Origin of the sequence: Alkalibacter rhizosphaerae (genome assembly GCF_017352215.1) — a bacterium.
Taxonomy (GTDB): Bacteria; Bacillota; Clostridia; order Eubacteriales; family Alkalibacteraceae; genus Alkalibacter; species Alkalibacter rhizosphaerae.
Genome location: NZ_CP071444.1, coordinates 2,038,099 through 2,064,057 on the forward strand (window position 1 = coordinate 2,038,099; position 25,959 = coordinate 2,064,057).

Here is a 25,959-nt window from a genome sequence, read left to right on the forward strand (position 1 = left end):
CATGTCAAAATTAGTAGATGCTATAAGAGAATTAGAAGAAAATTTAGTATATAAGATTGTTGATGAAGAAATTGAAAAAGGTGTATCACCAGTTGATATTGTAGAAGATTGCAATAAAGGATTAGTCGAAGTTGGGAATTTGTTTGCAAGTGGCGAATATTTTCTAACAGAATTAATGTTTTCTGTTGAGATCATGGAAGTGGTAATGGAAAAAATCAAACCATTGCTTACTGCCAGTGGAGATGGTGTTTCCAAAGGTAAAGTGATAATTGGAACCGTTGAGGGAGATATCCACGATGTAGGTAAAAACATAGTTGTAAGTTTGCTACGCAGCCATGGATTTGAAGTAATCGACTTGGGAATAGATGTTTCCGTTCAAAAATTTGTAGATGCCGTGAGAGAATCTGATGCTAAGATTCTAGGGTTGAGCGCTTTGCTCAATACTACATATCCAGTTATGAAGAATGTTGTTGACGCTTTAAAAGAAGCGGGATTAAGAGATAAGGTGAAAGTAATAATCGGGGGTACAATCACGTCTGAGCAAGTCAAAGACCACACAGGTGCCGATGAATTTGCAACACAAGCTATGAAGGGAATTGAGTATTGCAACAAGATTTACGGTCATTAATTTTTGTGAAATTAGTGGCAAGAATTTGCAAAAAAATGTATAAAAAATTATTAATTGTTTACCGAAAGAAAAGTATTGTCGGAAAACTGCCAAAACAAACAGTACCCTCGTTGATAGGGTACTGTTTGTGTCTGCTGATAATTTTATGTTTTTACTGAACCATTAGGCTAAAATCTGTTGATCTTCAATCCCCGTTTTTTAATTACATCAGGACTTCAGGCCGTCCAGCAATTCCGGTACGGTTTGGGTGCTTTTCAACAGATCCGTACAGTCTGTACCCATGGCCTTTTTCAATGTGACAGCGGAAGAAATGTCGTGGATCAAAATGGCTCCCGATAACACACCGTCCTGGAAGAAAAGTTTGATGAACCGGTCTTTTTCCTTCAGCGTGCGAGTTTCCGTGGAATTTTCCAGATCTCCCAGTGAAAATGCCTTTACGTTCAATATTTGCAACATGTTGGATGGGGTGATGGCTTCATAGGTTTGCTTTTCTCCCAACATGTTCTGCCCGGCGATTTTTCCCTGTTCCATGGAAATGGGCCAAATATTGAAGGACATTCCTTTGAATTCCGCCACATCTCCTGCAGCATAAATGTTTTTCATGCTGGTTTCCAAATACTCGTTGACGATGACGGCTCGATCCGTCTCGATCCCCGCATCTTTCGCCAGTTGGATGTTGGAGCGGACTCCTGCGGAAAACAGCACCATGTCTGTATCGATGACATCTCCGTTTTTCAATACACAGGATTTGACCGGATCTCCCTTGATCTCGGCTATTTGTGCATCCAACAGCAACTGGATCCCTTGGTTTTCCACGATCTCTTTGACGACCAAAGATGCTTCTTCGTCCATTTGTCGAGGCAGCAGTCTGGGGGCAAATTCTACCACAGTGACATCCAGACCCAGTTTCAGTAAAGCATTGGCACTTTCCAGTCCCAATAACCCGCCGCCGACGACCACAGCTTTTTTACTTTCTTTGGCTGCTTGTTGAATGACTTTGGCATCTTCAAGGCTGCGCAAGGAGAATACGTTGCCTTGTTCAGATCCCTTTACTGGGGGGACGAAACTGCTGGATCCATTGGCCAGCAGAAGCTTGTCGTATTCCAATGTTGAACCGTCGTCCAATTCTACGGTGTGAAGATCTGCATTGATGTGCAAGACTTTCTTATTTAAAAGTACTTGAATGTTCTTTTCTTCATACCACTCAGGCGGGTGGACCAATACCTCTTCGTTGGTGAAGTCCTTGGCCAAAAAGTGGGACAGTTTGGTTCTATAGTACGTATGGATTTTTTCCTCGGAGATCATGACGATGGATTCCAGCTGGTCCAATTTCCGAATTTCTTCTGCAGCAGTCAATCCTGCGATCCCGTTACCTATAATTAAAATTTTCATAACAAACCCTCCTTGTTGTTTACCTATCTTGCTATTTATATCCGAATTTGGGTTCCATGAAACAGACTGGAAATACTTTATGAAGTTTTCTTGCAATTGACAGGATCCTGTGATACAATGTGCGTGTAATTCTATGTACATAAACAAGGCATTCGCTTTTCAGCGATAAAGGCAAACCAATCGAAAGGTTGGGACGCAAAGCCAAGGGTCTTCCCCGGAAACGGGATGACAGCCGGTTACCGAAAGAGAAGTTTTTTTATTGTTTCGCAATAGGGTGCAACACTCTTCAGCGACAATAGCAAACCAATCGAAAGATTGGGACGCAAAGCCAAGGGCCTACCCCCGAAAGGGAAAGGCAGCCGGTTGCCGAAAGGAGGGTTTTTTCATGAAAAAAATGATAGCGATATTTGCTGTGATCATGATTTTCGGCTTTGGAGCAGGTGTATTTGCCAGTGACCTGTTTACGATGGATAAAAGCAATTTGATCAATGACGAGCTGGTTCCTTTGGGAAGCAGTGCAGGCATCTACGATCGATTCGATATGGAAGCGGAAACCGACAAGATTTCTGCAAGCGAGGAAAGAAGCGGTGGGCTGGATTTGGACGAAAGTCGTGTCAACCAGGGCGTTGTTGCCGTCAAGTTCGATTACAATGGCGAAAACAAAATAAAGATCTCCATTAAAATGGGAGAACAACAAGTATACTACAACTATTTGGAAAAAGGCGAGTACGAAGCCTTCCCTTTGGTGTTTGGAAACGGTACCTATGAGATCGCCGTATTGGAAAATACCACTGGAAACAGCTATCGAGTTTTGCAGCGATGGAACACCAAGGTCGGCCTGGAGGATGAAAATCTACCATATCTCCACTCCGTTCAACCGATCCAATGGGAGCGGTCCGATAACGGCAGCAGGATAGCATTGGAATTGACAGAGGGATTGAAAACGGACTCCGAAAAATTTATGGCAGTTTATCGATATGTAGTGGAAAACCTCCGTTATGATGAGAAGAAGATCCAAGGTTTGGATCATACATACGTTCCCAACAACATAGAAACCATGACCACAAAAAGCGGGATCTGTTACGACTATGCATCCCTGACGGCTTCCATGCTGCGCAGCATCGGAATTCCCACAAAACTGGTCAAGGGATATGGAGAGTTTCAACCAGAAGTGTATCATGCATGGAATGAAGTTTTACTGGACGGACAATGGATCCTTGTGGACACATCCTTTGATTCCCAACAACTGGAAAACGGAAAAACTGTTGACGTCGTCAAGAATTTGGAAGACTATCATCCCGTGTCGGTTTATTAAAAAATGAATATAATGATCCACCCGATCAGAAATCCGCAGTAGCGGATTTCTTTGCGTTTGCGTTGATTTTAAATTGATAAAATATGCTATAATAATTAAGATCGAGTCAACGCTTGGAGGGGTTATCGTGCTGATTGCAACATCCTATGGATTGAGTTTAGTTCTTGTCATCAACATCATACTGACTTTCATCATCATTTTTCTGGAAAGGAAAAATCCTCAATCCACATATGCCTGGTTGTTGCTGTTATGGATGATCCCGGCAGTCGGGTTTGTTTTTTATCTGTTTTTTTCACAGAATCTGACGAGAAGGAAGATCTTCAAGATCAGTTCAACGGAACGGGCATTGACCAATACCATCATACAACAGCAAAAGCGAGATTTGACGGAACAGGACAAGGAAATGAACGACATCACCTGGGACAATTACGGTGATATGATCCAATTCCATCAAAATCTGAGTGACGCCATTTATACCGATGACAACCGAGTCGAAATATTTACGGATGGGGAAGAAAAGTTCTCCACATTGTTGAAGGATATCGCAGAAGCAAAAGATCACATACATATGCAATATTTCATATTCAAAAGCAGTTCTCTGGCCGATCGGATCATGGAGGCACTGAAAGCAAAGGCTCTCCAGGGAGTGGAGGTGCGTCTGCTTTTCGACGATATGGGTGCTATATTTTTAAAGCGCATCGACTTTCAAGATCTGAAAGATTCCGGCGTAAAAGTGGCGCGGTTTTTCCCGTCCAGGATCAAATACATCAACTTGAAAGCCAATTATCGAAATCATCGAAAAGTTACGGTCATTGACGGAAAAATTGGATATATCGGCGGATTCAATGTTGGTGACGAGTATCTGGGCCTGGATCTAAAAATGGGGTACTGGAGAGATACCCATTTGCGCTTGGAAGGTTCCGCCGTTTACGAATTGCAGGTCCGCTTTTTCATGGACTGGCGGGCTTCTCATGGGGAAGAGTTGGTTTTAAACAGTCACTTCATGCCGGATATAGAGAAAAACGGCGAAGTGGGACTTCAGATCGTCTCATCGGGGCCGGATGATCCCAATGAGCAGATCAAACAAGGATATCTGAAGATGATCCATGCAGCAAAGTCTTATATTTTCATCCAAACTCCTTATTTTGTTCCGGATCAGTCCATTCTGGAAGCCTTGCGCATTGCCGCCAAATCTGGAGTGGATGTCCGCATCATGATCCCCAACAAACCGGATCACCTATTTGTCTACTGGGCAACTTTTTCCTATGTTGGCGAATTGCTGGGATATGGCGCCAAGATCTATGTTTACGACAATGGATTTCTGCATGCCAAAACCATTGTGGTGGACGATCAGGTGGCATCTGTCGGTACCTGTAATTTTGATATCCGCAGCTTCAGCCTGAATTTTGAAGTGAATGCTTTTATTTACGATCAGAATGTCTGTTATAAATTGAAGGAGATCTTTATCGAGGATATGAAAAAATCCATTCGGATCAATGAAAACAGATACAAAAGCAGACCTGTTACCATGAAAATAAAGGAGTCCATTTCCAGGTTGTTTTCACCGATCTTGTAAAATGTTCCCGAGGAGGAGTCGTTATGTGGGGTATTGTCTTGGAAGGCGGCGGTGCGAAAGGTGCATACCAAATGGGCATCTGGAAGGCTGTCCGAGAATTGGGGATCGCCTACGATGCTGTAGTTGGGACCAGTGTAGGTGCCTTGAATGCAGCCATGATGGTGCAAGGTGATTTTGAGATTGCCATGGATCTGTGGCGATCCATTACACCGGAAAAGATCTATCTCGATCCGGATGGAATCGTGGAAAAATTGATGAACTATGAATTCCAGGCCCAGCACTATGGGGATCTTCATGATGAAATGGTGAACAACCTGCACACGGATGGATTGGATCCATCTCCATTCGTCGATTTGATCCAAAAGCATGTGGATGAAGATCGAATACGAAAAACGTTTGTAGATTTCGGATTGGTAGCCATCGACATGGACAAGGAGCAAGGGTTGGAATTGTTTAAAAAGGATATTCCAAAAGGCCAGTTGGCAAATCTTTTGCTGGCCAGTTGTTATTTGCCTGTTTTTAAAGATCGGACCATCGGCGGGAAGTGCTACATGGATGGAGGGTTTTATAATAATTTGCCGGTGAACATGCTGGTGGAAGCTGGTTGGAAAAACATCATCGTCGTCAAATTACGGCAACCCCCAGATGATTTGGAGGTACCTAAAGACGTCCAAGTGATCCAGTTGGTGCCAAGCGAGGATTTGGGACGCACTCTGGATTTTGACAACCAACGGATCCTCGACAACATTCGGTTGGGCTACCTGGATGGGATGAAGGCTTTGGCTGTGTTATAATAAGAGTAAATCGCATAAGGATTTGGAGGAAATACTGTGTCAAAAATTAAAGTGGGTATTATTTTTGGAGGAAATTCCAAAGAACATGAAATATCGTTGTTGTCCGCTTCCAATGTGATGGCGGCCATGGACTTGGATCGCTACGAAGTGGTAGGGTTGGGGATCGATAAAACCGGGAAATGGTATATCTATTCTGGATCGAAAGATCGTATCAAAGATGGCACCTGGCTCGAAGACAAAGACAATTTGACCAGTGATGTCAATCTGTTTCAACATCCCGTAATAAATGACATCCAGGTCTTTTTCCCGGTCCTTCACGGACCAAACGGGGAAGACGGCGCCGTTCAGGGTCTGTTGCGATTGCTGAACAAACCATTTGTCGGGTGTGATGTGCTGGCAAGTGCAGTGGGTATGGACAAAGTGATTTGTAAACGAATTTTCCGCGATGCTGGGATCCCCCAAGGTCCTTTTATGGATACGGACCACAACCAATGGGAAAAAGATCCCAACGGATTCATAGAATCCGTGCAAAGAGATATTGGCTATCCCTGTTTTGTAAAGCCTGCCAACATGGGAAGCAGCGTCGGGATCACCAAAGCCCACAACCGCCAGGAGCTGATCGACGGAATAAAGGACGCGCTGACCTACGATCGGAAGATCCTGGTGGAAGCCAACATCGACTGCCGGGAAATCGAATGTGCCGTTCTAGGAAACGAAGAGCCCAAGGCATCTGTATTGGGAGAGATCATACCCTCCAAGGAATTTTATGACTATCAGTCAAAGTATGAAGACGGAGACAAATCCACCTTGATCATACCTGCACAGCTGCCGGAGGAGACCACCACCCAGATCCGTAAATATGCCATTGATGCCTTTCGTGCCATAGATGGTCGAGGACTCTCAAGGGTCGACTTTTTTGTGGAGAGATCTACCGGAGAAGTATTTATCAATGAGATCAATACGTTGCCCGGATTTACCAATATCAGCATGTATCCAAAACTTTGGGAAAAAACGGGAACCAACTACCACGATCTTATCGTGGAATTGATCGAACTGGCACTGGACCGATCCTGGTAAAAAGGTTGTTTTTAGGGCTTGCAGTATGGGTGGAAGACGAATATAATCGTATCTACACAGAAGTTGGAAGGCTGGATCGAAGCATAAAAAACGATCGGTCGGAAAGGAATCACTATGGAAAAGAAAAAAATTTGGTTGTCCATCACCGGTCGAACCAAGCACCGGGAAGGGATGGAGGACGTTATCGAGTTGGTGACGCAGGGGGAATTATACCGAAAGTCCAACAGCGATTACATTATTTACGATGAGACGGAGGTTTCCGGTTTGGAAGGCACCACCACTACGTTGGAAATCGACCGTCAGAAAATGTCCATCATGCGGTTGGGATCCACCAACTCACACATGACATTTGAAACGGGAAAAAAGAAATTCAACACCTACACCACTCCTTATGGAGATATGGTCATGAGCATCTATACCAGAAATCTGGCAGTGGATTACGACAAAGACGACCAACCGGTAGACATCCGGGTAGATTACAATGTGGAGATCCAGGGACTGATGGAGACCACAAATGAACTGAACATACATGTGAAGCAGTAGGAGGATCATAAATGACATATACGTTGGAAAAGGTACAAGTACAAATCATAGACGAAATTCAACAGAGCCTGAAACGATGCATGGAGCAAGGCCTGTTGGATCTGCCGGAACTACCGGTTATCGAACTGGAAACACCAAGAGAAAAGCAGTTTGGAGATTTTTCTACCAATATTGCCATGCAGCTGCCGAAGATCACAAAAAAAGCACCTCGTTTTATTGCCGAGACCATCGTCGGACAGTTTGACAAAAGCAATACGAAAGTTGCTTCCGTCACCATTGCAGGTCCGGGGTTTATCAATTTTACCCTGGAAGAAGACTGGATCTATGGTATTTTGCAAGATGTGAAACACCTGGGAGCGGGCTACGGAAAAACGAAACTTGGTGCCGGCAAAAAAGCAAATGTGGAATTTATCAGTGCCAATCCCACAGGCCCCATGCATATGGGAAATGCCCGGGGCGGTGCCATCGGGGACGGCATGAGCCAGGTTTTATCCTGGGCCGGATATGAAGTGGTAAAAGAGTTTTACATCAACGACGCCGGCAACCAAATCGAAAAATTCGGACAATCTTTGGAAGCCAGATATCTTCAAATCAATGGAGTGGAAGTCGAATTTCCGGAAGATGGATACAAAGGGGAAGACATCACCATCCACATGAACGAGTTCACAAAAAAACACAAGGACAAGTATGTGGATTACGACAGCAGGGAGCGAAGAGAGGTCCTTATTGCTTACGCCCTGGAGAAAAACATCAACAAGATCAAGCAAGACTTGAAAAGCTACGGCATTGAATACGATGTATGGTTTCACGAAAGCTCACTCCATGAGGAGAATGCTGTTTTGGCTGTAGTGGAAGAATTGACCCAGCGAGGTCATACCTATGAAAAAGACGGCGCCACATGGTTCAAAGCCACGGAATTCGGATGCGACAAGGACGATGTCCTGATCCGCAACAACGACATCCCCACCTATTTTGCAGCGGACATCGCATACCATGTGAACAAGTTGCGTGCTCGAAAGTTTGATTGGGCCATCAATGTGTGGGGTGCGGACCATCACGGACACGTTGCCAGAGTGAAAGCCGCCTTGGACGCCATCGGACTTTCCGGCGACCAGCTGGATGTGATCCTGATGCAATTGGTCCGATTGGTTCGCAAAGGGGAAACGGCCCGCATGTCCAAGCGGCAGGGTAATATGGTCACCCTTTCCGACTTGATCGAAGAAGTGGGTCGGGATGCCGCACGGTTCTTCTTTAATCTGCGGGCACCGGAGAGCCATTTTGATTTCGACTTGGACCTGGCGGTGGAACAATCCAACGAAAACCCGGTTTTTTATGTTCAATATGCTCATGCAAGAATCTGCAGCATCCTGCGTCAAATGGAAGAAGATCTAAGCAAGGTGGAATTGGACTATACCCTTCTCAAGGAAAAGGAAGAGCGGGAATTGATCCGCATCCTAGCGGAGTTGCCGGTGGAGATCGACGCAGCCGTTGAAAAGATGGACCCCAGCAAGATCACCAGGTACGCCATGGATGTCGCCTCCGGTTTCCATACATTTTACAATGCCTGTCGGGTACGGACCGATGACATGCCTTTAATGAAAGCAAGAGTAGAACTGGTTCGCAGTGTACAACGAGTATTGAAGAACGTTACAACGATTTTGGGGATCGAAGCTCCGGAACGGATGTAAAGCAAAGTGAAAAATATGGAGAACCGCGAGGTTCTCTTTTTTCTGTCACCAGGATGGAATTCATGTATAATGAAAGTATAAAATTATGGAGGTGGATGACGATGCGAGAACTATTTGAAGGATTGGAGCCTGGAAAGGTAATGGCTTTTTTTTACGATATATCCCAGATACCAAGAGGAAGCGGACATGAACTGAAAATCAGCAACTATCTTGTGAATTTTGCGAAAGAACGGGGATTGGAATGTCATCAGGATCGGCTGAACAACGTCTGGATCCGAAAAGAAGCCCATGAGAGCAAGAAAGATCGCCCTGCCGTTATTCTGCAAGGTCATATGGATATGGTTTGGGAGAAAAACAACGATACGGTGTTTGACTTTATAAAGCAACCCCTGGATCTTTACGTGGAAGATGATTATATCAAAGCCAGGGGAACCACCTTGGGTGCGGACAATGGCATCGCCGTTGCCATGATCATGGCTGTGTTGGATGATGAGACCTTGGAGCTTCCCTGCATTGAAGGAGTTTTTACCGTAGATGAGGAGAGAGGCTTGACTGGAGCCTTGGGCTTTGACGCATCTGATTTGAAAGGCCAAATTTTGATCAACCTGGATTCGGAAGACGACGACGAAATTTTAACCAGTTGCGCAGGCGGAGTTCGACTGAATTATCACTTGCCGGTCCGACCGGATCGAAAAAAAAGGGAAGGACGCTTTTGCAGAGTCTCCGTGAAAGGATTGCTGGGAGGTCATTCCGGCATGGACATCAACAAAGGCCGGGCAAATGCCAATCACTTGCTTGGTCGTCTTCTATATTCGATCCATGAAGAAATGGACATGGCCATCGTATCGGTGGAAGGTGGATCCAAGGACAATGCCATCCCCAGAGAAGCACAGGCCGTTTTATTGGTGGATAAGGCGGAAATGGAAAACCTGGAGTTGACCATAAAAGCCTTCGACCGCTATATGTCCAATGAGTATGCCATTTGTGATCCTCAAATCGATTTTGGTCTGGAGTGGCTGTTGGAAGAGAAATTTGACATACTGGACCAGGAATCCACCGACGGAATCATCGGGCTGCTGCTCACCATTCCCAATGGTGTTGTAAGCATGAGCGAGGATTTGGAAGGCATGCCGGTCAGCTCCCAAAACTTGGGTGTAGTGACTTTTCAAAATGGAGAAGTGCAGTTTTCCGTTGCGGCTCGAAGTTCATCCATCTCCAAGAAGGAAGAATTGGTTGCCATGAATATGACCTTGGGGAAACGATTTGGAGCATCCATGGAGCAGACTGGAGATTATCCCGGTTGGAGCTATGCCAAGGAATCTCCCCTTCGAGAACTGGCCATCTCCGTATATGAAAATCGATTTGGTGAAAAACCGAAGACGGTGGCTATTCATGCAGGAGTGGAATGTGGAATTTTCGGAGACAAGATGCCAGGCTTGGACATGATCTCCATAGGGCCGAATATTTATGATGTTCATTCTCCAAGGGAGCGCTTGTCCATTTCATCGACAAAAAAACTTTGGGAATTTTTGATGGACCTGCTTCAAAAAATTTAAGAAGGATCGCTGAAACTTGAAGAAAAAAAGAAAGAAAAAGAAAAACAACATGAAATGGTGGGTAAGCGCCTATCTGCTGGTATTGGTGCTCTTGACGCTGCGTCCGTTTTCAGGAAACGTCGTTGCCGAGAAAGAGTACAACCTGGTGCTTTTTCAAAGCTTGGGCAATTATTGGACCCACATGAAAAACCATGGGTTGATCAACCTATGGGCGTGGGAATATTTCCCTGAAGATCTTGGGGTGTTCTTTCGCAACATCTTCACCGTATCCTTTATCAACCTGGGAGGAAATATTCTGTTGTTTATGCCGCTGGGTTTCTTTTTTGGGAGATTTTTTCGCCGGCAGAAAGGAATGCGAACGCTTTTGACCAGTTTTTTTGTGTCGGCGGGAATCGAGTTGGCGCAATTTATCGGTTTGAGCAGTCGGATCGCTGATGTGGACGACGTGATCCTCAACGTGGTTGGAGGCATGTTTGGATTTGGGCTCTACATTTTGTACGACAAATGGAAAAAGGGAAGTGAAGGCTTTGAAGAATAAAACCGTATACGTCTGCACCCATTGTCAGGCAGAGTCCTATAAGTGGCAGGGATACTGTTCCAATTGCGGAGAATGGAACACCTTGGAAGAGCAGAGGCGCACCAAGGAACAAGAGGTCCGGAACAAAGCTGCTGCATCTACTGCAAGGAAGGCAAGGCCCTTGTCTCAGGTCCCCCAAAATACGGCCCAACGGATCGTGACTGGCATTTCCGAATTTGACCGGGTCATGGGAGGAGGGATCGTAAGAGATTCCATTTCCATCGTGACGGCAAAACCGGGTGCCGGAAAATCCACGCTGCTGCTCCAGGTGGCAGGAGAATTGGCCAGGCAAAAATACAAAGTGTTGTATGCATCCGGAGAGGAGAGCGAAAGCCAAATCAAGAGTCGGGCGGATCGCCTTTTTCATCAAGTGGACGATGGATTGCTGGTGTACAGCGACAATAATCTGGAACATGTGCTGTACAACGTGGAGGTGGAAGATCCGGACCTGGTGATCCTGGACAGTATCCAGACTTTTGTTTTGCCGGGACAGTCCGATGCCAGGGCGGGTTCTCCCACCCAAACCATGGAATGTGCCAATGCCATGCTGCAATTGGCTAAAGACCCCCAACGCCCCCGCAGTGTCATGATGGTTGGTCAAATGACAAAGAAGGACGAGATGGCGGGTCTTCGGGCCCTGGAGCACTTGGTGGATGTGGTTCTCTTGATCGAAGGGGAAGACACGGAGGAACTGCGCAGCTTAAGCGTTACCAAAAATCGTTTCGGCAGTACCTGGGAGCGGGGTTACTTCTCCATGGAGGAAAAAGGCTTGGTCTCCATAACCAATCCGTCAGAGTTTTTTATGACCAAACGGGATCAACATGATTTGGTGGGAGGGAGCGGCCTGACGGTGATCCGGGATGGTTCCAGGTCCATAATCGTAGAGATCGAAAGTTTGGTTTCCCAATCATTCATGCCCTACCCCACCAGGATCTGCGAATGCATACCCAGAGATCAACTCAATACTCTTTTGTCTGTTTTGGAACAAAAGGCGGGCATGACATTTTATGATAAAAACGTGGTCTTGAAAAGCACAGGTGGTTTGAAAATGAAAGAGCAGTCCGTCAACCTGTGTGTGCTGATGAGCGTTGTCTCGTCGTTGAAAAACAAAGGGATCCCGTCGGATGTTTGTTTTGTGGCAGATGTGGGATTGACCGGAGAGTTGAAAAAGGTACCTTCTTTGGAGCAGCGCATTCGAGAATTGGATCGAATGGGCTTCAAAAAAGTGTTCGTCGCAAAAAACGATGTTCGGATCAAACAGGAATTCACCCATGTTGTTGTTGACCAATGCAAGAACATTCAGGAAGTCATCCAAAAATGCTTTGGAAAAATTGTCTAAATTTGCTTTTTTCTTTGACATGGTAGGTACTCTGTGTTAAACTATTTTGTTTTGACATATTTCTTGTGCTGTACTATAATAGAGTTGTACCGGCTAGGAGGATGTTTATGTTCAAAATAGGCGACAAAATCGTATATCCGATGCATGGAGCGGGGATCATTGAAGGCATTGAGGAGAAGGAAATCTTAGGTGAGACGCTACCCTATTTCGTATTGAAATTACCAGTGGGGAGCATGAAGATCATGGTGCCCGTGAACAATTGTTCGGATCTGGGGATCCGACCCATCGTCAGCAACGAGGAGTTGGAAAAGGCGTTGGACATTTTGCAGGAGTGTCAAAACGACATGGAAAGCAATTGGAATCGGAGATACAGGGAGAATCTTGAAAAGCTGAAAACTGGCGACATTATGGATATAGCGGAAGTGGTAAAGGACCTGTACATCATGGACAAGGAAAAAGGACTTTCCACAGGAGAGAAGAAGATGCTCAACAACGCGAAGCAGATCCTCATCAGTGAAATAGTGCTGGTTCGGGATATGGATAATGAAGAAGCGGAAGCTTTGATCAAGGATTGCTTTAAAGAATAGAGAAATCTATTCTTTTTTTTATATCGCGACTAAGTTTAGTGTAAATTATAAAGCTAATCTTAATGAACTTTGATATAATATATGGTATGTATAATATTATTGAAAGGAGGTGAAAGTATGGTCGTAAAAGTGATTCGATGGGTCCTGGCTTTATTGGGAGCGGTAATCGGATATCAAGTGGCGGCTGGATTGCTTCGCATGGAGTTTATAAGCAATTTTCTAGGCAGTCTGGGAGAAGGAGCAAAAAGCATCGTCATATATGTCGTTGGTGGTCTTATACTTGGTTTGTTGTTTTATATGCTGTCTCCTTCCATTATAGGGTTCGGGCTGAAAATCTCGAAAAAAATCGAATATACGTTGGCAGAATTCTCCATACCAGAATTGATCATTTCCACAATTGGTCTGATCATCGGACTGATCATAGCGGCGTTGTTGTCTTTGCCCATCAGCAATTTTCGATTGCTGCCGGGTGTGACAGAGCTGATCGTGACATTGATCTACATTTTATTCGGGTATTTGGGGATCACCCTGGCCGGAAAGAATACGGATGTGATCCTGGGACTGTTTAAAAGAAGTCCAAAGGAAGTGAAACCGCAAAAGCCGAAAATGACCTGTCCAAAAATCTTGGATACCAGTGTGATCATTGATGGAAGGATTTTTGACATATGCAAAACCGGCTTTGTTGAAGGAGTCTTGATCATTCCCGGGTTTGTCCTGTCGGAACTGCAGTATATTGCAGATTCCTCCGATTCTTTGAAAAGGACCAAAGGCCGACGGGGTTTGGATATTTTGAATCGAATCCAGAAGGAACTGGATATTGAAGTGATGATTTCCGACAAGGAGTATCCGGAAATAAGCGAAGTGGATTCCAAATTGTTGCAACTGGCCAAAGATATCAAGGGAAAAGTCGTGACCAATGACTACAACCTTAACAAAGTGGCCGAATTCCATGGCGTAGGCGTACTGAACATCAATGAGCTGTCCAATGCCGTCAAACCGGTTGTCATACCGGGTGAGGAAATGGTGGTAACAGTGATCAAGGATGGGAAAGAATCCAATCAGGGTGTTGCCTACTTGGACGACGGAACCATGATCGTGGTGGAAAACGGGAAACGTTATGTGGGCAGTACCATTGAGGTGGTGGTCACCAGCGTATTGCAAACAGCTGCTGGACGGATGATCTTCGCCAAACCCAAGAAAAACGGAAGCAAGACTGCGTAACTTGGACCAGGACCTGTTCTTTCGAGAGGGGTCCTGTTTTTTTGCTTTTTCCCAAGATTTGTTATATAATATTTTTTCTGAAGAGGAAACAAGAAAAGGGGCCGATCATGGGAAAACCTTTTGTTAGTGCCATAATTGTAGCAGCCGGGAACGGAAGCCGAATGAATGCGGGAAGAAACAAACAATACCTGTATTTGAACGGAAAACCTATTTTGGTGCACACATTAAAGGCATTCGAAAAATGCGGCAGCATCGATGAAGTGATCCTGGTCATCAGTGCGCAGGATGCAGCTTTGTGTCGGGAAGAAGTGTTGGCGACCAACGGATTCAAAAAAATAAAAGCATTGGTGTTTGGTGGACAAACCAGACAAGAATCCATGTACAACGGGTTGAGAGAAGTGTCCAAACAGGCGGAGATCGTAGTCACTCATGATGGTGCCAGGCCACTGATCCACACCAAGACCCTAACCCAGTGTGTGGAGGAAACCATAACCCATGGGGCTACCATTGTGGCTGTTCCCGTCAAGGAGACCATCAAAATGGTGGGCGATGATTTGGAAGTGATCGACACGCCAAAACGGTCTTGCTTGTGGTCGGTTCAAACACCACAAACATTTCGCAGGGAATTGTTGGAAGAAGCCCATAAAAGCGCAAAAGAAGCCGGATTTCTTGGCACGGACGACGCCATGCTGGTGGAACGTCTGGGACATCCCGTCAAAGTCGTTAAAGGGCATTATGAAAATATAAAAATTACAACACCGGAAGATTTGATTCTTGCAGAATCCATTTTTCAACGGTTGTTGTAACAGCAAATGGAGGAAATCATGAGTAGATTGTTTGGAACCGACGGCGTTCGCGGCATCGCAAACAAGGAACTGACGCCGGAGTTGGCCTTCGCCCTTGGTAGAGCCGGAGCCTTTGTTTTGGCACAAAATAACCACAAACCCAAATTTGTCATCGGGAAAGACACCCGGATTTCAGGAGACCTACTGGAATCGGCGTTGATCGCTGGGATCTTGTCCATCGGTGGAGAAGTGATACGGGCTGGCGTCATACCCACTCCGGCAATTGCCGTGTTGAACCGTTTATTGCGTGCAGATGCAGGAGTTATGATAAGCGCCTCCCACAATCCTGCAGAATTCAACGGTATCAAATTTTTTGATGGGCAAGGATTCAAATTGAAGGATGAGATAGAAGATCAAATCGAAATGCTGATCCGATCCAAGTTCGTTTATCCGGAAATGACAGGGGATCAAGTTGGATTCATCACCGAATTGCCGGATGCCAACGAGATGTACGAGCAATTCCTGTTGAAGACCCTGCATGCAGACTTGACTGGTTTAGAGATCGTTTTGGATTGTGCCAATGGCGCCGCTTATCGCATCGGACCGGAAGTCTTTGAAAAAGCCGGAGCAAAAGTGACGGTCATCGGAAACGACCCGGATGGCATCAACATCAATTTAAATTGCGGTTCCACCCACATGGAACGATTGAAAGCGGAAGTACTGGAACAAAAAGCCCACTTTGGCCTGGCTTTCGATGGGGATGCAGATCGAATGCTGGCCGTAGACGAAAACGGCAATCTGGTGGATGGAGACAAACTGCTGACGATTTTCGCCTGCAACATGAAAAAGCATAATCTTTTAAAAAACAATACGGTGGTCGTAACGGTCATGAGCAACATGGGCCTGGACATCGCCCTGGAAGAAAACCAGTGCCATTCCGTGAAGACCCAGGTCGGAGATCGATACGTCCTGGAAGAAATGTTGAAAAATGGCTACAATTTAGGTGGAGAACAATCGGGCCATTTGATTTTGCTGGATTACAATACGACGGGAGACGGCGTTCTCAGCGGTCTTCAATTGGCCGCCATCGTCAAGGAAGAAGGCAAAACGCTGGGGACATTGGCTTCCACCATGAAGATCATGCCTCAAGTACTGGTCAATGCCAAAGTCAACGGACAAAAGAAAATGGATTATGAAAAAGATGCCGCCATCCAGGAGGAAATCAAACGGATGGAGAACATGCTTCATAAAAAGGGCCGGGTTTTGATACGACCTTCCGGGACAGAACCTTTGGTTCGGGTCATGTTGGAAGGGGAGAACCTGGAAGAGATCCATGATATGGCCAACCGCCTGGCAGAGATGATCGCCACTAAACTGAAATAAGCGCTTCGGCGCTTTTTTTTGTGGAACGTTACCATGGCAATCTTTGGCAAATACTCCTTGTTAATTTGTAGATTTATCTTTATAATGGATGTAATGAAAGGATGTGGAACAACGAAGCACCAGCAAGCGCCAGAACTCCGACAGGAGTGGACGAGGTTTGGGGAGTATCGAATGTTCGGCGGATGCCCCAAAAGTGTTAAAATCCAACTTAACATATTCTTCAGGACAAAACCCAACGGGTGACCGTGGGCACAAATCCATGAATGGTTCTATTCGAAATTTATTGACGAAACAAGAAAAACACACGACAAGACCCAGACATACGGGTTTCTTTTATGTTGTGCAAAAACTAAATTTGGAGGTTTATTATGTGTGGTATCGTAGGATATATAGGAGAAAAACAAGCAGCACCCATCCTGGTGGAAGGTCTCAAAAAACTGGAATACCGAGGGTATGACTCTGCAGGGGTCGCCATATATGACATGGAGAAGATCCATATTCGAAAGAAAAAAGGCCGCCTGGCCATGTTGGAGGAGGAAGTAACGAAAAATGAGGCCAAAGGGGTCCTGGGAATCGGACATACCCGTTGGGCGACCCACGGTGCACCTTCTGATATCAATTCACATCCACATTGCAACGGGGATTGTTCCATCAGCATCGTTCACAACGGGATCATCGAAAACTATATGGATCTGAAAGAAGGGTTGATCGAAAAAGGGTATATCTTTCATTCTGAAACGGATACGGAGGTCATCGCCCACTTGATCGATGATCTGTATGATACGGATCTTCTTTCCGCAGTCCAAGCCGCAGTGAAAATGTTGAAAGGTTCTTATGCTTTGGGTGTCATCAGCAGCAAGGAACCGGACAAGATCATTGCCGTGCGAAAGGATAGTCCTCTTGTCGTCGGTTTGGGGGAACGAGAAAACTTTATTGCATCGGACATTCCCGCCATTCTGAACCATACGAGAAGGGTATATCTGCTGGATGACAATGAAGTGGCGGTATTGACCAAGGACGGCGTAAAAGTACTGGACAAATATGGAGAAGAGTGTGGAAAACAGGTCTTTAAGGTGGATTGGGACGCAGCCGATGCGGAAAAGGGCGGCTACGATTATTTCATGCATAAGGAGATCCACGAGCAACCCAAGGCTTTGCGGGACACCATGACTTCCAGAATTTCCAGCGAAAACGACGACATCGTTCTGGATCAGATCAAATTGGGCAAAGATGAGATGGAAAAGATCAATAAAGTATATATTGTCGCTTGCGGTACGGCCTACCATGCCGGCTTGATCGGCAAATTTGCCATTGAAAAGTACGCCAGGATCCCGGTTGAGGCGGAGATCGCATCGGAATTCCGATATCGAAACCCCATCGTAGATGAAAAAACTCTGCTCATTGTTTTGAGTCAATCCGGCGAGACGGCGGATACACTGGCCGCCATGCGTCTGGTCAGGGAACGAGGCGGCAGAGTCATGGCCATCACCAATGTCATTGGGAGTACCGTATCTCGAGAAGCGGATGACGTCATGTACACCTGGGCGGGTCCGGAGATCGCGGTTGCATCTACCAAGGCCTACACGACCCAATTGGCTTGCATGTACATGATCGCCATCCATCTGGGTCTGCTGAAAGAAACCATTACCAAGGAATATGCAGACCGGATCCGCCTGGCGTTGCTGAAGGCACCGGAGGAGATCGAATACGTCATCAAGCAGGAAGAACGGATCAAGGAATTCGCCTACAAGCATTTCAAAGTGGAAGACATGTTTTTCCTTGGAAGGGGATTGGACAACTATGTGGCCATGGAAGGGTCCCTGAAGATGAAGGAGATCTCCTACATCCATTCGGAGGCATACCCTGCCGGGGAGCTTAAACACGGCACCATTGCCCTTGTGGTGGACGACACGGTCATCATAGCACTGTGTACCCAGGAAGAGCTCTTTGAAAAAATGTTGAGCAATATCAAGGAAGTAAAGGCGCGGGGAGCCTACATCATGGCCATCGCCCAGGAAAAAAACAAGTCCATTGAACGAGAAGCAGACGAGGTATTTTACATCAAGGACACAGAGGATGATGTGGCCTCCATTGCCACCGTTGTTTATCTTCAAATTCTGGCATATTATCTGTCCGTTGCCAGAGGGTGTGATGTGGACAAACCAAGAAACCTGGCCAAGTCGGTCACGGTGGAATAAGAAGCAGATGCACAGGGACGGTGAAAGCCGTCCTTGTCTCTTAAAAGGGGGAATAGCGTGAAGTATACTACAAAGGATATCACACTGATCGGAGTAGTGGCGGCCTTGACGGTGGTCATCGGTTATGTTTTTTACCTTGTTGGTCATTTTTTCCCAATACCCGGCTACAAGTTTGTCGTATTTGCACCATTTTTAGGTTTCATGATGTATATTCCCGTTCGAAAAGTGGGGAAAATGGGAGTCATGACAGCTGTGAATATGGTTTTTGGACTGATCATGGCCATGGTTTCCCTGATCATGACCGTTGCCATCGTGTCTGCAGGTGTCCTTGCAGAGCTGGTGGCATGGATCCTGTTTCGCAGGTACGACACATCGAAAAAGACCATTTTGGCAGTGGGTCTTTATCCTGTGGCGGCAGTGCTTTGTGCTTCCTATGCATCTTTTTATCTGACGGGAAACGTTTTGTATCAGGTGGTAGGTGGAGGAGCATTTGTAGTGGTGCTCAGTTTGGTCATCTATCTGTTGGGGACGATGGGAGCTTACATGGCAGACCGGGTGGTGTATCGTCGAATCATAGAAATTCGAAATGTGGAAAATGGAAAGGACGGAGTATAGTGTCGGTAAAGAAGAAACTATTGATCGTTGTTTTTGTCATGGCAGTGGTGATTTTTGTGGCAGGACAGATTGCTGTCGATAAAATCGAGAAAAACTTTCAATCTTTGAAAAATGATCCAGTGGAAGAAGTGGATTTGACCAGGATCGGTGACGGCACCTATCCCGGGTCCTACGAAGTATTTCCCGTTGCCGTAGAATTGACCGTAGAGGTGGAAAATCACCGAATCATCAAGGTGGATATTCTGAAGCATCAAAATGGTCAGGGAGAACCTGCAGAGGATCTGGCAGATATCATGGTAGAGGAACAGCGCATTGCTGTTGATGATGTGACTGGAGCTACTTACAGTAGTCTGGTCATCAAAAAAGCGGTAGAATCCGCATTAAAATAAAATAAAATCAAAAAAATTCTCATTTTTGTAGACATTCGCCTCATTTGTGTTAAAATATAAACGATAAGAATCGATAAATAATTAACGAGAATGACAATACGCATATGAGGTGAGCAAAATGGCAATGAAAAAAATTTTGGTGGCATGCAGTTCTGAAATTAGTCCATCCACAACGGTGGCAAAAAAAGTGGGGTCCTTATGCAAGCAAAAGGGGATTTCCTGTGCAACAGTACAATGTACGGCCCAGGAAGCGAAATCGAAAGTGAAAACCCTTCGTCCCGATGTCATCATCGGAGCCATGGATTTCATGGAAGAGTTTGATGTCCCTGTATTGAGTGGAGATCCATTTTTGGATGATGTGGAAAGTGAAAAGACCATGGACCAGCTGATGTCTGTATTGGGCAGCTAAAAAACAAAGAAATCAAAGAATCCCCAACGGGATTCTTTTTTTGCGCTAAAAAATCAATAAGTAGCAAAAAACAGGGTATATAGAATGTGATATGTATTCAAACAAAGGAGGACGTAGAATGGGATCGGAAAAGCAATTTGAGGTCGGTTTGGATCGGTTAAAAAACGTATGCGGTGAAGATCTGGAACTGGATTTTTGTCATTCATCCAAGGATGTGGCGCCTTTTGAAAGTTTTATCGGACAAGAACGGGCCATTCGGGCCATGGATTTTGGTCTTGGAATGGAGGCTACAGGCTACAATATTTTTGTTGCAGGCGCCCAGGGAACTGGAAAAAGTACCTACACGGAAAGTGCTGTTCATAAAGTGGCTGAAAAAAAAGAAGTGCCAAAGGACTGGTGTTATCTCCATAATTTCAACGACAAGGACAATCCGCTGGCCGTATCCATGCCGGCAGGCAAGGGTCGGATCTTTAAAAAAGACGTGGAAAATTTGGTTCTGGAATTGAGGATCGCCATTCCAAAGGTATTTGAAGGGAATGAATACCAACAGCAGCGGGACAATATCATACAATCCGTCCGGGAAAAACTCATGGATCTGTACCACGAGATGGAAACGGAGGCGAAAGAAAAGGGATTCACATTACAGCAAATGCAGGGGAGAGTACTTTTTCTTCCGGTGAAAGATGGCCGCCCCATCCAGCAAAACGAATATGATACCTTCTCCATGGAAGAACGAAAACAAATCGAAGAAAAAATGCATGTGCTCCAAAGCAAGTTCAATGAAAACATGCGGGTCGGACAAAACATGGAACGACAAGCAAACATGCAGATCTTGGATCTGGAAAGAAAAATGGCTCATAGTGTAGCAGGATCGCTGGTAGATAAAGTACGGGAAAAATACAACGGCAGCACCACTCTACAGGAATATTTTGACGGATTCCTGAAAGATGTGGTGGAAAACCACAATGTTTTTCGTATGGCAGGTCATCCAGAGGGCATGGAGCAAAACACTGGATCCGGATCGGAGGAAGGTTTTCCGGCAGGAATATTTCAAGGAAATGTTCCTTTTGACGAGAATGAAATACGTTTTGTCAAGTATCGGGTCAATTTGTTCGTCAACAATGAAAAAACCAATGGTGCTCCAGTAGTTCTGGTTTCCAGCCCCAACTACTACAATCTTTTTGGAAAAGTGGAATATCGAAGCCAAATGATGAGCATGACCACAGATTTTACCATGATCAAGGCCGGAGCGATCCAAAAGGCCAATGGAGGATATCTGATTTTACAGGCGAAAGATCTCTTGATGGATCCTTTGGTCTGGGATTCCCTGAAGAAAGCATTGAAATATCGGGAAGCCGTTGTTGAGAATATGGGAGAACAGTATCGTCTTGTGCCCACCAATGCCTTGAAAGCACAGCCCATTCCTTTGGATGTGAAGGTGATTTTGATCGGTACGCCCATGTTCTATGCCATATTCAGTTCGGATGAAGATTTTCAAAAACTGTTTAAAGTCAAGGTGGATTTTGATGTGGAGATGCCGCGAAACAAAGAAAACGTCTGCCAATATGTATCTTATGTCAGTGCCCTATGCGAAGAAGGAAATTTGAAACACTTTGACAAGAAGGCACTGGCCAAAATCGTCGAATATGGGTCCAGGCTGGCATCGGATCAGGAAAAACTAAGTACCCGGTTCAACGAGATCAAAGACATCGTATACGAAGCCGATGCTTTTGCCAAGATCAACGGAAGCGAAATGGTCAGTGGCGAACACGTTCGCAGAGCCATTGACGAGAGAAAATTTCGTTTGAACAAGCTGGAAGAAAAAATCCAGGAAAGCATCATTGAAGAAAGGATCCATATCCAGACAACTGGCAGGGAAGTGGGACAGATCAATGGATTGTCCGTGATCGGTCTAAGCGGATATTCTTTTGGGATCCCTACAAGGATCACTGCCAGAACCTATATGGGCCGGGGTGGCGTCATTCATATCGAACGAGAAACAGGGATGAGCGGCAGTATTCACAGCAAGGGGGTATACACCCTCGTCGGATATTTGGGAGGTACATTCGCCAAGAAAAAAACATTGGGATTGACGGCACAGATCACTTTTGAGCAAAACTACCAGGGAGTGGAAGGAGACAGCGCTTCCAGTGCCCAGCTGTATGCCATTCTTTCCAGCTTGTCGGGGGTGCCCATCAAACAACACATTGCCGTTACCGGATCTGTCGATCAAATGGGTCGAATACAACCCATCGGAGGAGCTGTTGAAAAGATCGAAGGGTTTTACGATATTTGCAAGGCCAAGGGACTCACTGGAGATCAAGGGGTGTTGTTGCCGGAAGAAAACTTGAAAGACCTGATGCTTAAAGATGAGGTGCTGGATGCAGTGGCCCAGGGCAAGTTCCACATATATACGGTTCCTACCGTAAAAGAAGGTATTGAGTTGTTGACCGACATGCCTGCTGGCGATGAAGATGAAAAGGGAGAATATCCGGAAGCCTCTCTGTTCGGGAAAGTGGTCAAGCGATTGAAGGAATCGGAACAAAATGAAAAAAAGAATAAAACCAATGAACAGGAAAAAGCCGGTGATGAAGAAAACAACGATTAAAGCGGAAATGATGGTCCAAACATGTTCATGAAAAGGATCAGGCATGGTACAATAAAAAGATCAGTCCCTTAAAATTCAATGTAGATAGGAGAGAATGCAGTGGAACAAAGACCTTACGTTTCTTGGGAGCTCATCGATGATTTCATGACCAGCGCATTTGAAAAGCTGGGTGTTCCCAGAGATGAAGCAAAAATATGTTCGGATATATTGATGGAAAGCGACAAGAGAGGCATCGAAAGTCATGGATGCAATCGATTCAAACCCATTTATGTGGATCGGATCCAAGCCGGGATCCAGTATCCGAAAACGGAATTTGAGATCGTCAAGGAAACACCAACGACGGCCGTTGTGGACGGACATGATGGAATGGGGATGGTCATCGGGTACAGATCCATGGAAATGGCCATCCAGAAGGCAAAAAAATATGGGATGGGCATGGTAGCCGTGCGAAATTCCACCCACTACGGCATTGCAGGATATTATGCCACCATGGCGACCCAGGCAGGCATGATCGGAATTACAGGAACCAATGCCAGGCCTTCCATCGCCCCCACATTTGGTGTGGAAAACATGCTGGGGACCAATCCTTTGACCATCGGCTTGCCGACGGATGAGGATTTCCCATTTGTTCTGGATTGTGCCACCAGCATTACCCAACGAGGAAAGATCGAGTATTTTGCAAGAGAGGGTAAAGATACACCTGCCGGCATGGTCATCGGCCGAGACGGCAGTGCACTGACGGACAGCGATCAAATTCTGGAAGATCTGGTCAGCGGCAATGCGGCACTGGCTCCTTTGGGAGGGATCGGAGAAGAACTTGCCGGATACAAGGGATACGGCTATGCAACGGTGGTGGAGATCTTGTCGGCCGCCTTGCAAACTGGAAATTATCTGAAGATGTTGACGGGGATCGGTGCACAGGGAGAAAAGGTTCCCTATCACCTGGGTCACTTCTTCATTGCCATCGATACGGAAGCCTTCATGGGTCTGGATGCCTTTAAAAAAACAGCTGGAGACATTCTTCGAAATCTACGCAATTCACAAGTGGCGCCAGGAGAGGAACGGATCTATACGGCAGGTGAAAAGGAGTATTTGGTATGGCTGGAGCGAAAAGACAAGGGAGTTCCGGTAGGAGAAGCGGTACAGGAGGAATTGATCCACGTACGGGACATGCTGGATCTGCCCCACAAGTTTTCTTTTGAAAAATAAGAAAGTAGAAAGTGGAAAAGATCCCTTGCCGAATGGGGCGAGGGATCTTTATCGATCACAAACACAATAAAAAGAGCTCCGCGTGTGCGGAGCTCCGAAAATTCGCTGTAATTACTTAACTACTTGGATGTTTTCTGCTTGTGGGCCTTTCGGTCCTTGTACGATGTCAAAAGTGACTTTTTGTCCTTCTTCCAAAGTTTTGAATCCGTCTGCTACGATTTGAGAATAGTGTGCGAAAACGTCGTTTCCGTCGTCACCTGTGATAAATCCAAATCCTTTGTCCGAGTTAAACCATTTTACTGTACCGCTCATATTGAGTACCTCCTAATTTTTGATTCCTAAATCTTTTCAAAACAGATAACACACAATTTCTTGCATTCAATAATTAGGATTGCACTACATGAATATGAGCTCTAATTAAGAATAATTGATGTGAATACTATTTGGTAAAATTTAAGTTCGTCCTCATCTTATCATGCTTCTGTCAAGGTGTCAAGCGTATTGGTGAACAATCGAACAAATTTCATCAGATTACTTCTTTTCTTGCAGACTGCGATTATGGTATAATGAATATGTGTAAATCGACAAGACTAAAAATTGAAAGGCAGCGTTGATCCATGGAAAGAAATATATTCAGACAACAATTCGATTTTGAAGAAGATGATTACGACAAATGGTCCAGGATGACCAGTAAAAAGAAGAAGGACGATTGTTTCACCAACAAAAGTACGAAAAGAAAGCCGGAGTTTGATTATGAAGAGGATCCGTATGAACCTTGAGCTTTTCAGACAGGTCTTTCGCTAAAAGTGGCAACGATTACAAATCGACATAACATGAACCAGTATAAAGGAGGATGAACATGGCAAGATACGGACAGATCACACCCATCGTATTTGGAGAAGGAACCATTCATCAATTAGGAGAAGAAACAAAAAATTTCGGATGCAGCAAAGTGTTGCTCATCAGCGACGAAGGCGTGGCAAAGACCCAAGCCTACGAACTTGGTAAAGCCAGTTTGATGAAAGCCGGCGTTGAAGTGGTTGAATTCACCAAGGTACTTCCAGATCCTCCGGACCACATCGTTAATGATGGTGGCGCTCTGGCTAGAGCGGAAAAAGTGGACGGCTTGGTTGCCATTGGCGGAGGAAGTCCCATTGACGCTGCAAAGGCAATCAACATATTGGTCCATAACGAGCCTCCAATCAACCGATATTTCGGAAATCCGGTGTACGAACCGGGTCTGCCCTTGATCGTGGTCCCCACCACATCAGGAACCGGCAGCGAGGTGACCATGATCGGGGTGTTGACAGACACCGTAAATGACGTTAAAACGTCCATCATCGGCAAGGCAGACCTTGGGATCTTGGATCCCATGATCACCGTGTCCGTACCCAGACGTGGAACGGTCAGTACCGGAATGGATGCCTTCGCCCATGCATGTGAATCCATAACAACGAAAGATCCGAATCCGAAAAGTCAATTGTTGGCGGAAGATGCCATTCGCCGGATCTGCAAATACCTGGAACGTGCAGCAGAAGACGGCAGTGACGTGGAAGCCAGAAGCAATCTAATGTTGGCCAGCAATTTTGCCGGGATCGCATTCAATGATGCATTGGTTCATTTGGGCCATGCCATCGCCCATTCTGTCGGTGCCAAATTTCACTTTGTTCACGGAAACATATGTGCTGTCGCGTTGCCGGAAGTCATGATCTATGCTGCGTCCATTGTACCGGAACGGGTGAAGATCGTTGGAGAGGCAATGGGCATTGAGTATGAAGACGACATGATCCCCCAACGGATCGGAGAAAAAACGGCACAAGCCATTCGCGATTTTTTAAGAAGGTTGGAAGTACCTTCTCTTAAAGAGGAGGGGTTGGACCGGGCTGAGCTGATCGGCATCGCAGACATGGTTCTGACAGATCCCACCTATCATTTTGTTCCAAAACAATTAACCAAAAAAGAAGTGGAAGTCATCTTGGGAAAAGTATACGACAATTATTAAAAACGGCTTCGGCCGTTTTTTAAATGGAGCCGGATCGCCATTCTCGGAGATTAATTTTTGAAAAGACG

General features: G+C 45.6%; 24 protein-coding genes and 2 riboswitches. Of the genes, 22 read left to right on the forward strand and 2 right to left on the reverse strand.

The genetic code is table 11. The annotated features are described in order from the left end of the window. Window position 1: 1 nt before the first annotated feature. On the forward strand, window positions 2-628 hold the full coding sequence (locus tag J0B03_RS10130) for a cobalamin B12-binding domain-containing protein (RefSeq protein ID WP_207299489.1): 627 nt from the start codon (window positions 2-4) through the stop codon (window positions 626-628). Window positions 629-835: 207 nt separating this feature from the next. Here the strand turns inward: J0B03_RS10130 and J0B03_RS10135 are convergent, their stop codons facing one another. Further along, window positions 836-2,020: an NAD(P)/FAD-dependent oxidoreductase gene (locus J0B03_RS10135; protein WP_207299490.1), complete on the reverse strand. Its 1,185-nt coding sequence runs from the start codon at window positions 2,018-2,020 to the stop codon at window positions 836-838. 160 nt (window positions 2,021-2,180) lie between these two features. Continuing rightward, window positions 2,181-2,264, forward strand: a riboswitch (cyclic di-GMP riboswitch). Window positions 2,265-2,307: 43 nt separating this feature from the next. After that, window positions 2,308-2,391: riboswitch (cyclic di-GMP riboswitch) on the forward strand. Window positions 2,392-2,405: 14 nt separating this feature from the next. On the opposite strand from J0B03_RS10135, the gene J0B03_RS10140 reads away from it, so the two are divergent. The 19 genes from J0B03_RS10140 to J0B03_RS10230 all read left to right on the forward strand — a co-directional run bounded on the left by J0B03_RS10140 (window position 2,406) and on the right by J0B03_RS10230 (window position 23,889). Further along, window positions 2,406-3,335: a transglutaminase-like domain-containing protein gene (locus tag J0B03_RS10140; protein WP_207299491.1), complete on the forward strand. Its 930-nt coding sequence runs from the start codon at window positions 2,406-2,408 to the stop codon at window positions 3,333-3,335. Between the two features lie 127 nt (window positions 3,336-3,462). Further along, window positions 3,463-4,911, forward strand: coding sequence for a cardiolipin synthase (gene cls / locus J0B03_RS10145; protein WP_309485101.1), 1,449 nt, complete (start codon window positions 3,463-3,465; stop codon window positions 4,909-4,911). Between the two features lie 23 nt (window positions 4,912-4,934). Continuing rightward, a complete protein-coding gene (locus J0B03_RS10150) occupies window positions 4,935-5,705 on the forward strand; it encodes a patatin-like phospholipase family protein (protein ID WP_207299492.1) in 771 nt (256 codons plus the stop codon). Window positions 5,706-5,741: 36 nt separating this feature from the next. Continuing rightward, window positions 5,742-6,782, forward strand: a complete 1,041-nt coding sequence (locus J0B03_RS10155; protein ID WP_207299493.1) for a D-alanine--D-alanine ligase family protein — start codon at window positions 5,742-5,744, stop codon at window positions 6,780-6,782. A 114-nt stretch (window positions 6,783-6,896) separates the two neighbouring features. Continuing rightward, a complete protein-coding gene (locus J0B03_RS10160; protein WP_207299494.1) occupies window positions 6,897-7,325 on the forward strand; it encodes a YwiB family protein in 429 nt (142 codons plus the stop codon). Between the two features lie 11 nt (window positions 7,326-7,336). After that, window positions 7,337-9,013, forward strand: coding sequence for an arginine--tRNA ligase (argS, locus tag J0B03_RS10165; RefSeq protein ID WP_207299495.1), 1,677 nt, complete (start codon window positions 7,337-7,339; stop codon window positions 9,011-9,013). 101 nt (window positions 9,014-9,114) lie between these two features. Continuing rightward, window positions 9,115-10,569, forward strand: coding sequence for an aminoacyl-histidine dipeptidase (locus J0B03_RS10170; RefSeq protein ID WP_207299496.1), 1,455 nt, complete (start codon window positions 9,115-9,117; stop codon window positions 10,567-10,569). A gap of 16 nt (window positions 10,570-10,585) precedes the next feature. Continuing rightward, window positions 10,586-11,107, forward strand: coding sequence for a VanZ family protein (locus J0B03_RS10175; protein WP_207299497.1), 522 nt, complete (start codon window positions 10,586-10,588; stop codon window positions 11,105-11,107). Beyond that, complete coding sequence (radA, locus tag J0B03_RS10180) at window positions 11,097-12,485, forward strand: DNA repair protein RadA (protein WP_207299498.1); 1,389 nt, start codon at window positions 11,097-11,099, stop codon at window positions 12,483-12,485. The genes J0B03_RS10175 and radA overlap by 11 nt, the downstream gene beginning before the upstream one ends. Window positions 12,486-12,592: 107 nt before the next feature. Then, window positions 12,593-13,072: a CarD family transcriptional regulator gene (locus J0B03_RS10185; protein ID WP_207299499.1), complete on the forward strand. Its 480-nt coding sequence runs from the start codon at window positions 12,593-12,595 to the stop codon at window positions 13,070-13,072. 117 nt (window positions 13,073-13,189) lie between these two features. Beyond that, window positions 13,190-14,293, forward strand: coding sequence for a PIN/TRAM domain-containing protein (locus tag J0B03_RS10190; RefSeq protein WP_207299500.1), 1,104 nt, complete (start codon window positions 13,190-13,192; stop codon window positions 14,291-14,293). A gap of 107 nt (window positions 14,294-14,400) precedes the next feature. Continuing rightward, a complete protein-coding gene (gene ispD / locus J0B03_RS10195) occupies window positions 14,401-15,099 on the forward strand; it encodes a 2-C-methyl-D-erythritol 4-phosphate cytidylyltransferase (protein ID WP_207299501.1) in 699 nt (232 codons plus the stop codon). Between the two features lie 18 nt (window positions 15,100-15,117). After that, window positions 15,118-16,461, forward strand: coding sequence for a phosphoglucosamine mutase (glmM, locus tag J0B03_RS10200; protein WP_207299502.1), 1,344 nt, complete (start codon window positions 15,118-15,120; stop codon window positions 16,459-16,461). 368 nt (window positions 16,462-16,829) lie between these two features. Then, the gene (gene glmS, locus J0B03_RS10205; RefSeq protein ID WP_207299503.1) at window positions 16,830-18,659 is read left to right on the forward strand and encodes a glutamine--fructose-6-phosphate transaminase (isomerizing); all 1,830 of its coding nucleotides are present in this window, start codon (window positions 16,830-16,832) and stop codon (window positions 18,657-18,659) included. Between the two features lie 57 nt (window positions 18,660-18,716). Continuing rightward, window positions 18,717-19,274 (forward strand): MptD family putative ECF transporter S component, encoded by a 558-nt coding sequence (locus J0B03_RS10210; RefSeq protein ID WP_207299504.1) that lies wholly within the window; start codon window positions 18,717-18,719, stop codon window positions 19,272-19,274. Then, entirely contained in the window at window positions 19,274-19,663 is a 390-nt protein-coding gene (locus tag J0B03_RS10215; protein WP_207299505.1) for an FMN-binding protein, read from the forward strand. The genes J0B03_RS10210 and J0B03_RS10215 overlap by 1 nt, the downstream gene beginning before the upstream one ends. 118 nt (window positions 19,664-19,781) lie before the next feature. After that, window positions 19,782-20,072, forward strand: a complete 291-nt coding sequence (locus tag J0B03_RS10220) for a PTS sugar transporter subunit IIB (protein WP_207299506.1) — start codon at window positions 19,782-19,784, stop codon at window positions 20,070-20,072. Window positions 20,073-20,190: 118 nt separating this feature from the next. Continuing rightward, a complete protein-coding gene (locus J0B03_RS10225; protein ID WP_207299507.1) occupies window positions 20,191-22,680 on the forward strand; it encodes an ATP-binding protein in 2,490 nt (829 codons plus the stop codon). Window positions 22,681-22,779: 99 nt separating this feature from the next. After that, window positions 22,780-23,889, forward strand: coding sequence for an Ldh family oxidoreductase (locus J0B03_RS10230; RefSeq protein WP_256436422.1), 1,110 nt, complete (start codon window positions 22,780-22,782; stop codon window positions 23,887-23,889). Window positions 23,890-24,000: 111 nt separating this feature from the next. On the opposite strand, the gene J0B03_RS10235 is transcribed toward J0B03_RS10230, so the two are convergent. Then, window positions 24,001-24,201 (reverse strand): cold-shock protein, encoded by a 201-nt coding sequence (locus J0B03_RS10235; RefSeq protein ID WP_207299508.1) that lies wholly within the window; start codon window positions 24,199-24,201, stop codon window positions 24,001-24,003. Between the two features lie 305 nt (window positions 24,202-24,506). Here J0B03_RS10235 and J0B03_RS10240 point away from each other — a divergent pair, with 305 nt between their 5' ends. Then, window positions 24,507-24,668, forward strand: coding sequence for a hypothetical protein (locus tag J0B03_RS10240; RefSeq protein WP_207299509.1), 162 nt, complete (start codon window positions 24,507-24,509; stop codon window positions 24,666-24,668). An 80-nt stretch (window positions 24,669-24,748) separates the two neighbouring features. Further along, the gene (locus J0B03_RS10245) at window positions 24,749-25,891 is read left to right on the forward strand and encodes an iron-containing alcohol dehydrogenase (protein WP_207299510.1); all 1,143 of its coding nucleotides are present in this window, start codon (window positions 24,749-24,751) and stop codon (window positions 25,889-25,891) included. Window positions 25,892-25,959 lie beyond the last annotated feature (68 nt).

Excerpts from the sequence above, each read along its gene's own strand:
- J0B03_RS10160 (WP_207299494.1), top strand. The coding sequence starts at position 6,897 with ATGGAAAAGAAAAAAATTTGGTTGTCCATCACCGGTCGAACCAAGCAC.
- J0B03_RS10130 (WP_207299489.1), top strand. The coding sequence starts at position 2 with ATGTCAAAATTAGTAGATGCTATAAGAGAATTAGAAGAAAATTTAGTA.
- J0B03_RS10220 (WP_207299506.1), top strand. The coding sequence starts at position 19,782 with ATGGCAATGAAAAAAATTTTGGTGGCATGCAGTTCTGAAATTAGTCCA.
- ispD (WP_207299501.1), top strand. The coding sequence starts at position 14,401 with ATGGGAAAACCTTTTGTTAGTGCCATAATTGTAGCAGCCGGGAACGGA.
- J0B03_RS10140 (WP_207299491.1), top strand. The coding sequence starts at position 2,406 with ATGAAAAAAATGATAGCGATATTTGCTGTGATCATGATTTTCGGCTTT.
- J0B03_RS10240 (WP_207299509.1), top strand. The coding sequence starts at position 24,507 with ATGGAAAGAAATATATTCAGACAACAATTCGATTTTGAAGAAGATGAT.
- J0B03_RS10225 (WP_207299507.1), top strand. The coding sequence starts at position 20,191 with ATGGGATCGGAAAAGCAATTTGAGGTCGGTTTGGATCGGTTAAAAAAC.
- J0B03_RS10235 (WP_207299508.1), bottom strand. The coding sequence starts at position 24,201 with ATGAGCGGTACAGTAAAATGGTTTAACTCGGACAAAGGATTTGGATTT.
- J0B03_RS10170 (WP_207299496.1), top strand. The coding sequence starts at position 9,115 with ATGCGAGAACTATTTGAAGGATTGGAGCCTGGAAAGGTAATGGCTTTT.
- J0B03_RS10150 (WP_207299492.1), top strand. The coding sequence starts at position 4,935 with ATGTGGGGTATTGTCTTGGAAGGCGGCGGTGCGAAAGGTGCATACCAA.
- J0B03_RS10190 (WP_207299500.1), top strand. The coding sequence starts at position 13,190 with ATGGTCGTAAAAGTGATTCGATGGGTCCTGGCTTTATTGGGAGCGGTA.
- J0B03_RS10135 (WP_207299490.1), bottom strand. The coding sequence starts at position 2,020 with ATGAAAATTTTAATTATAGGTAACGGGATCGCAGGATTGACTGCTGCA.
- J0B03_RS10245 (WP_207299510.1), top strand. The coding sequence starts at position 24,749 with ATGGCAAGATACGGACAGATCACACCCATCGTATTTGGAGAAGGAACC.
- glmM (WP_207299502.1), top strand. The coding sequence starts at position 15,118 with ATGAGTAGATTGTTTGGAACCGACGGCGTTCGCGGCATCGCAAACAAG.
- glmS (WP_207299503.1), top strand. The coding sequence starts at position 16,830 with ATGTGTGGTATCGTAGGATATATAGGAGAAAAACAAGCAGCACCCATC.
- J0B03_RS10185 (WP_207299499.1), top strand. The coding sequence starts at position 12,593 with ATGTTCAAAATAGGCGACAAAATCGTATATCCGATGCATGGAGCGGGG.
- argS (WP_207299495.1), top strand. The coding sequence starts at position 7,337 with ATGACATATACGTTGGAAAAGGTACAAGTACAAATCATAGACGAAATT.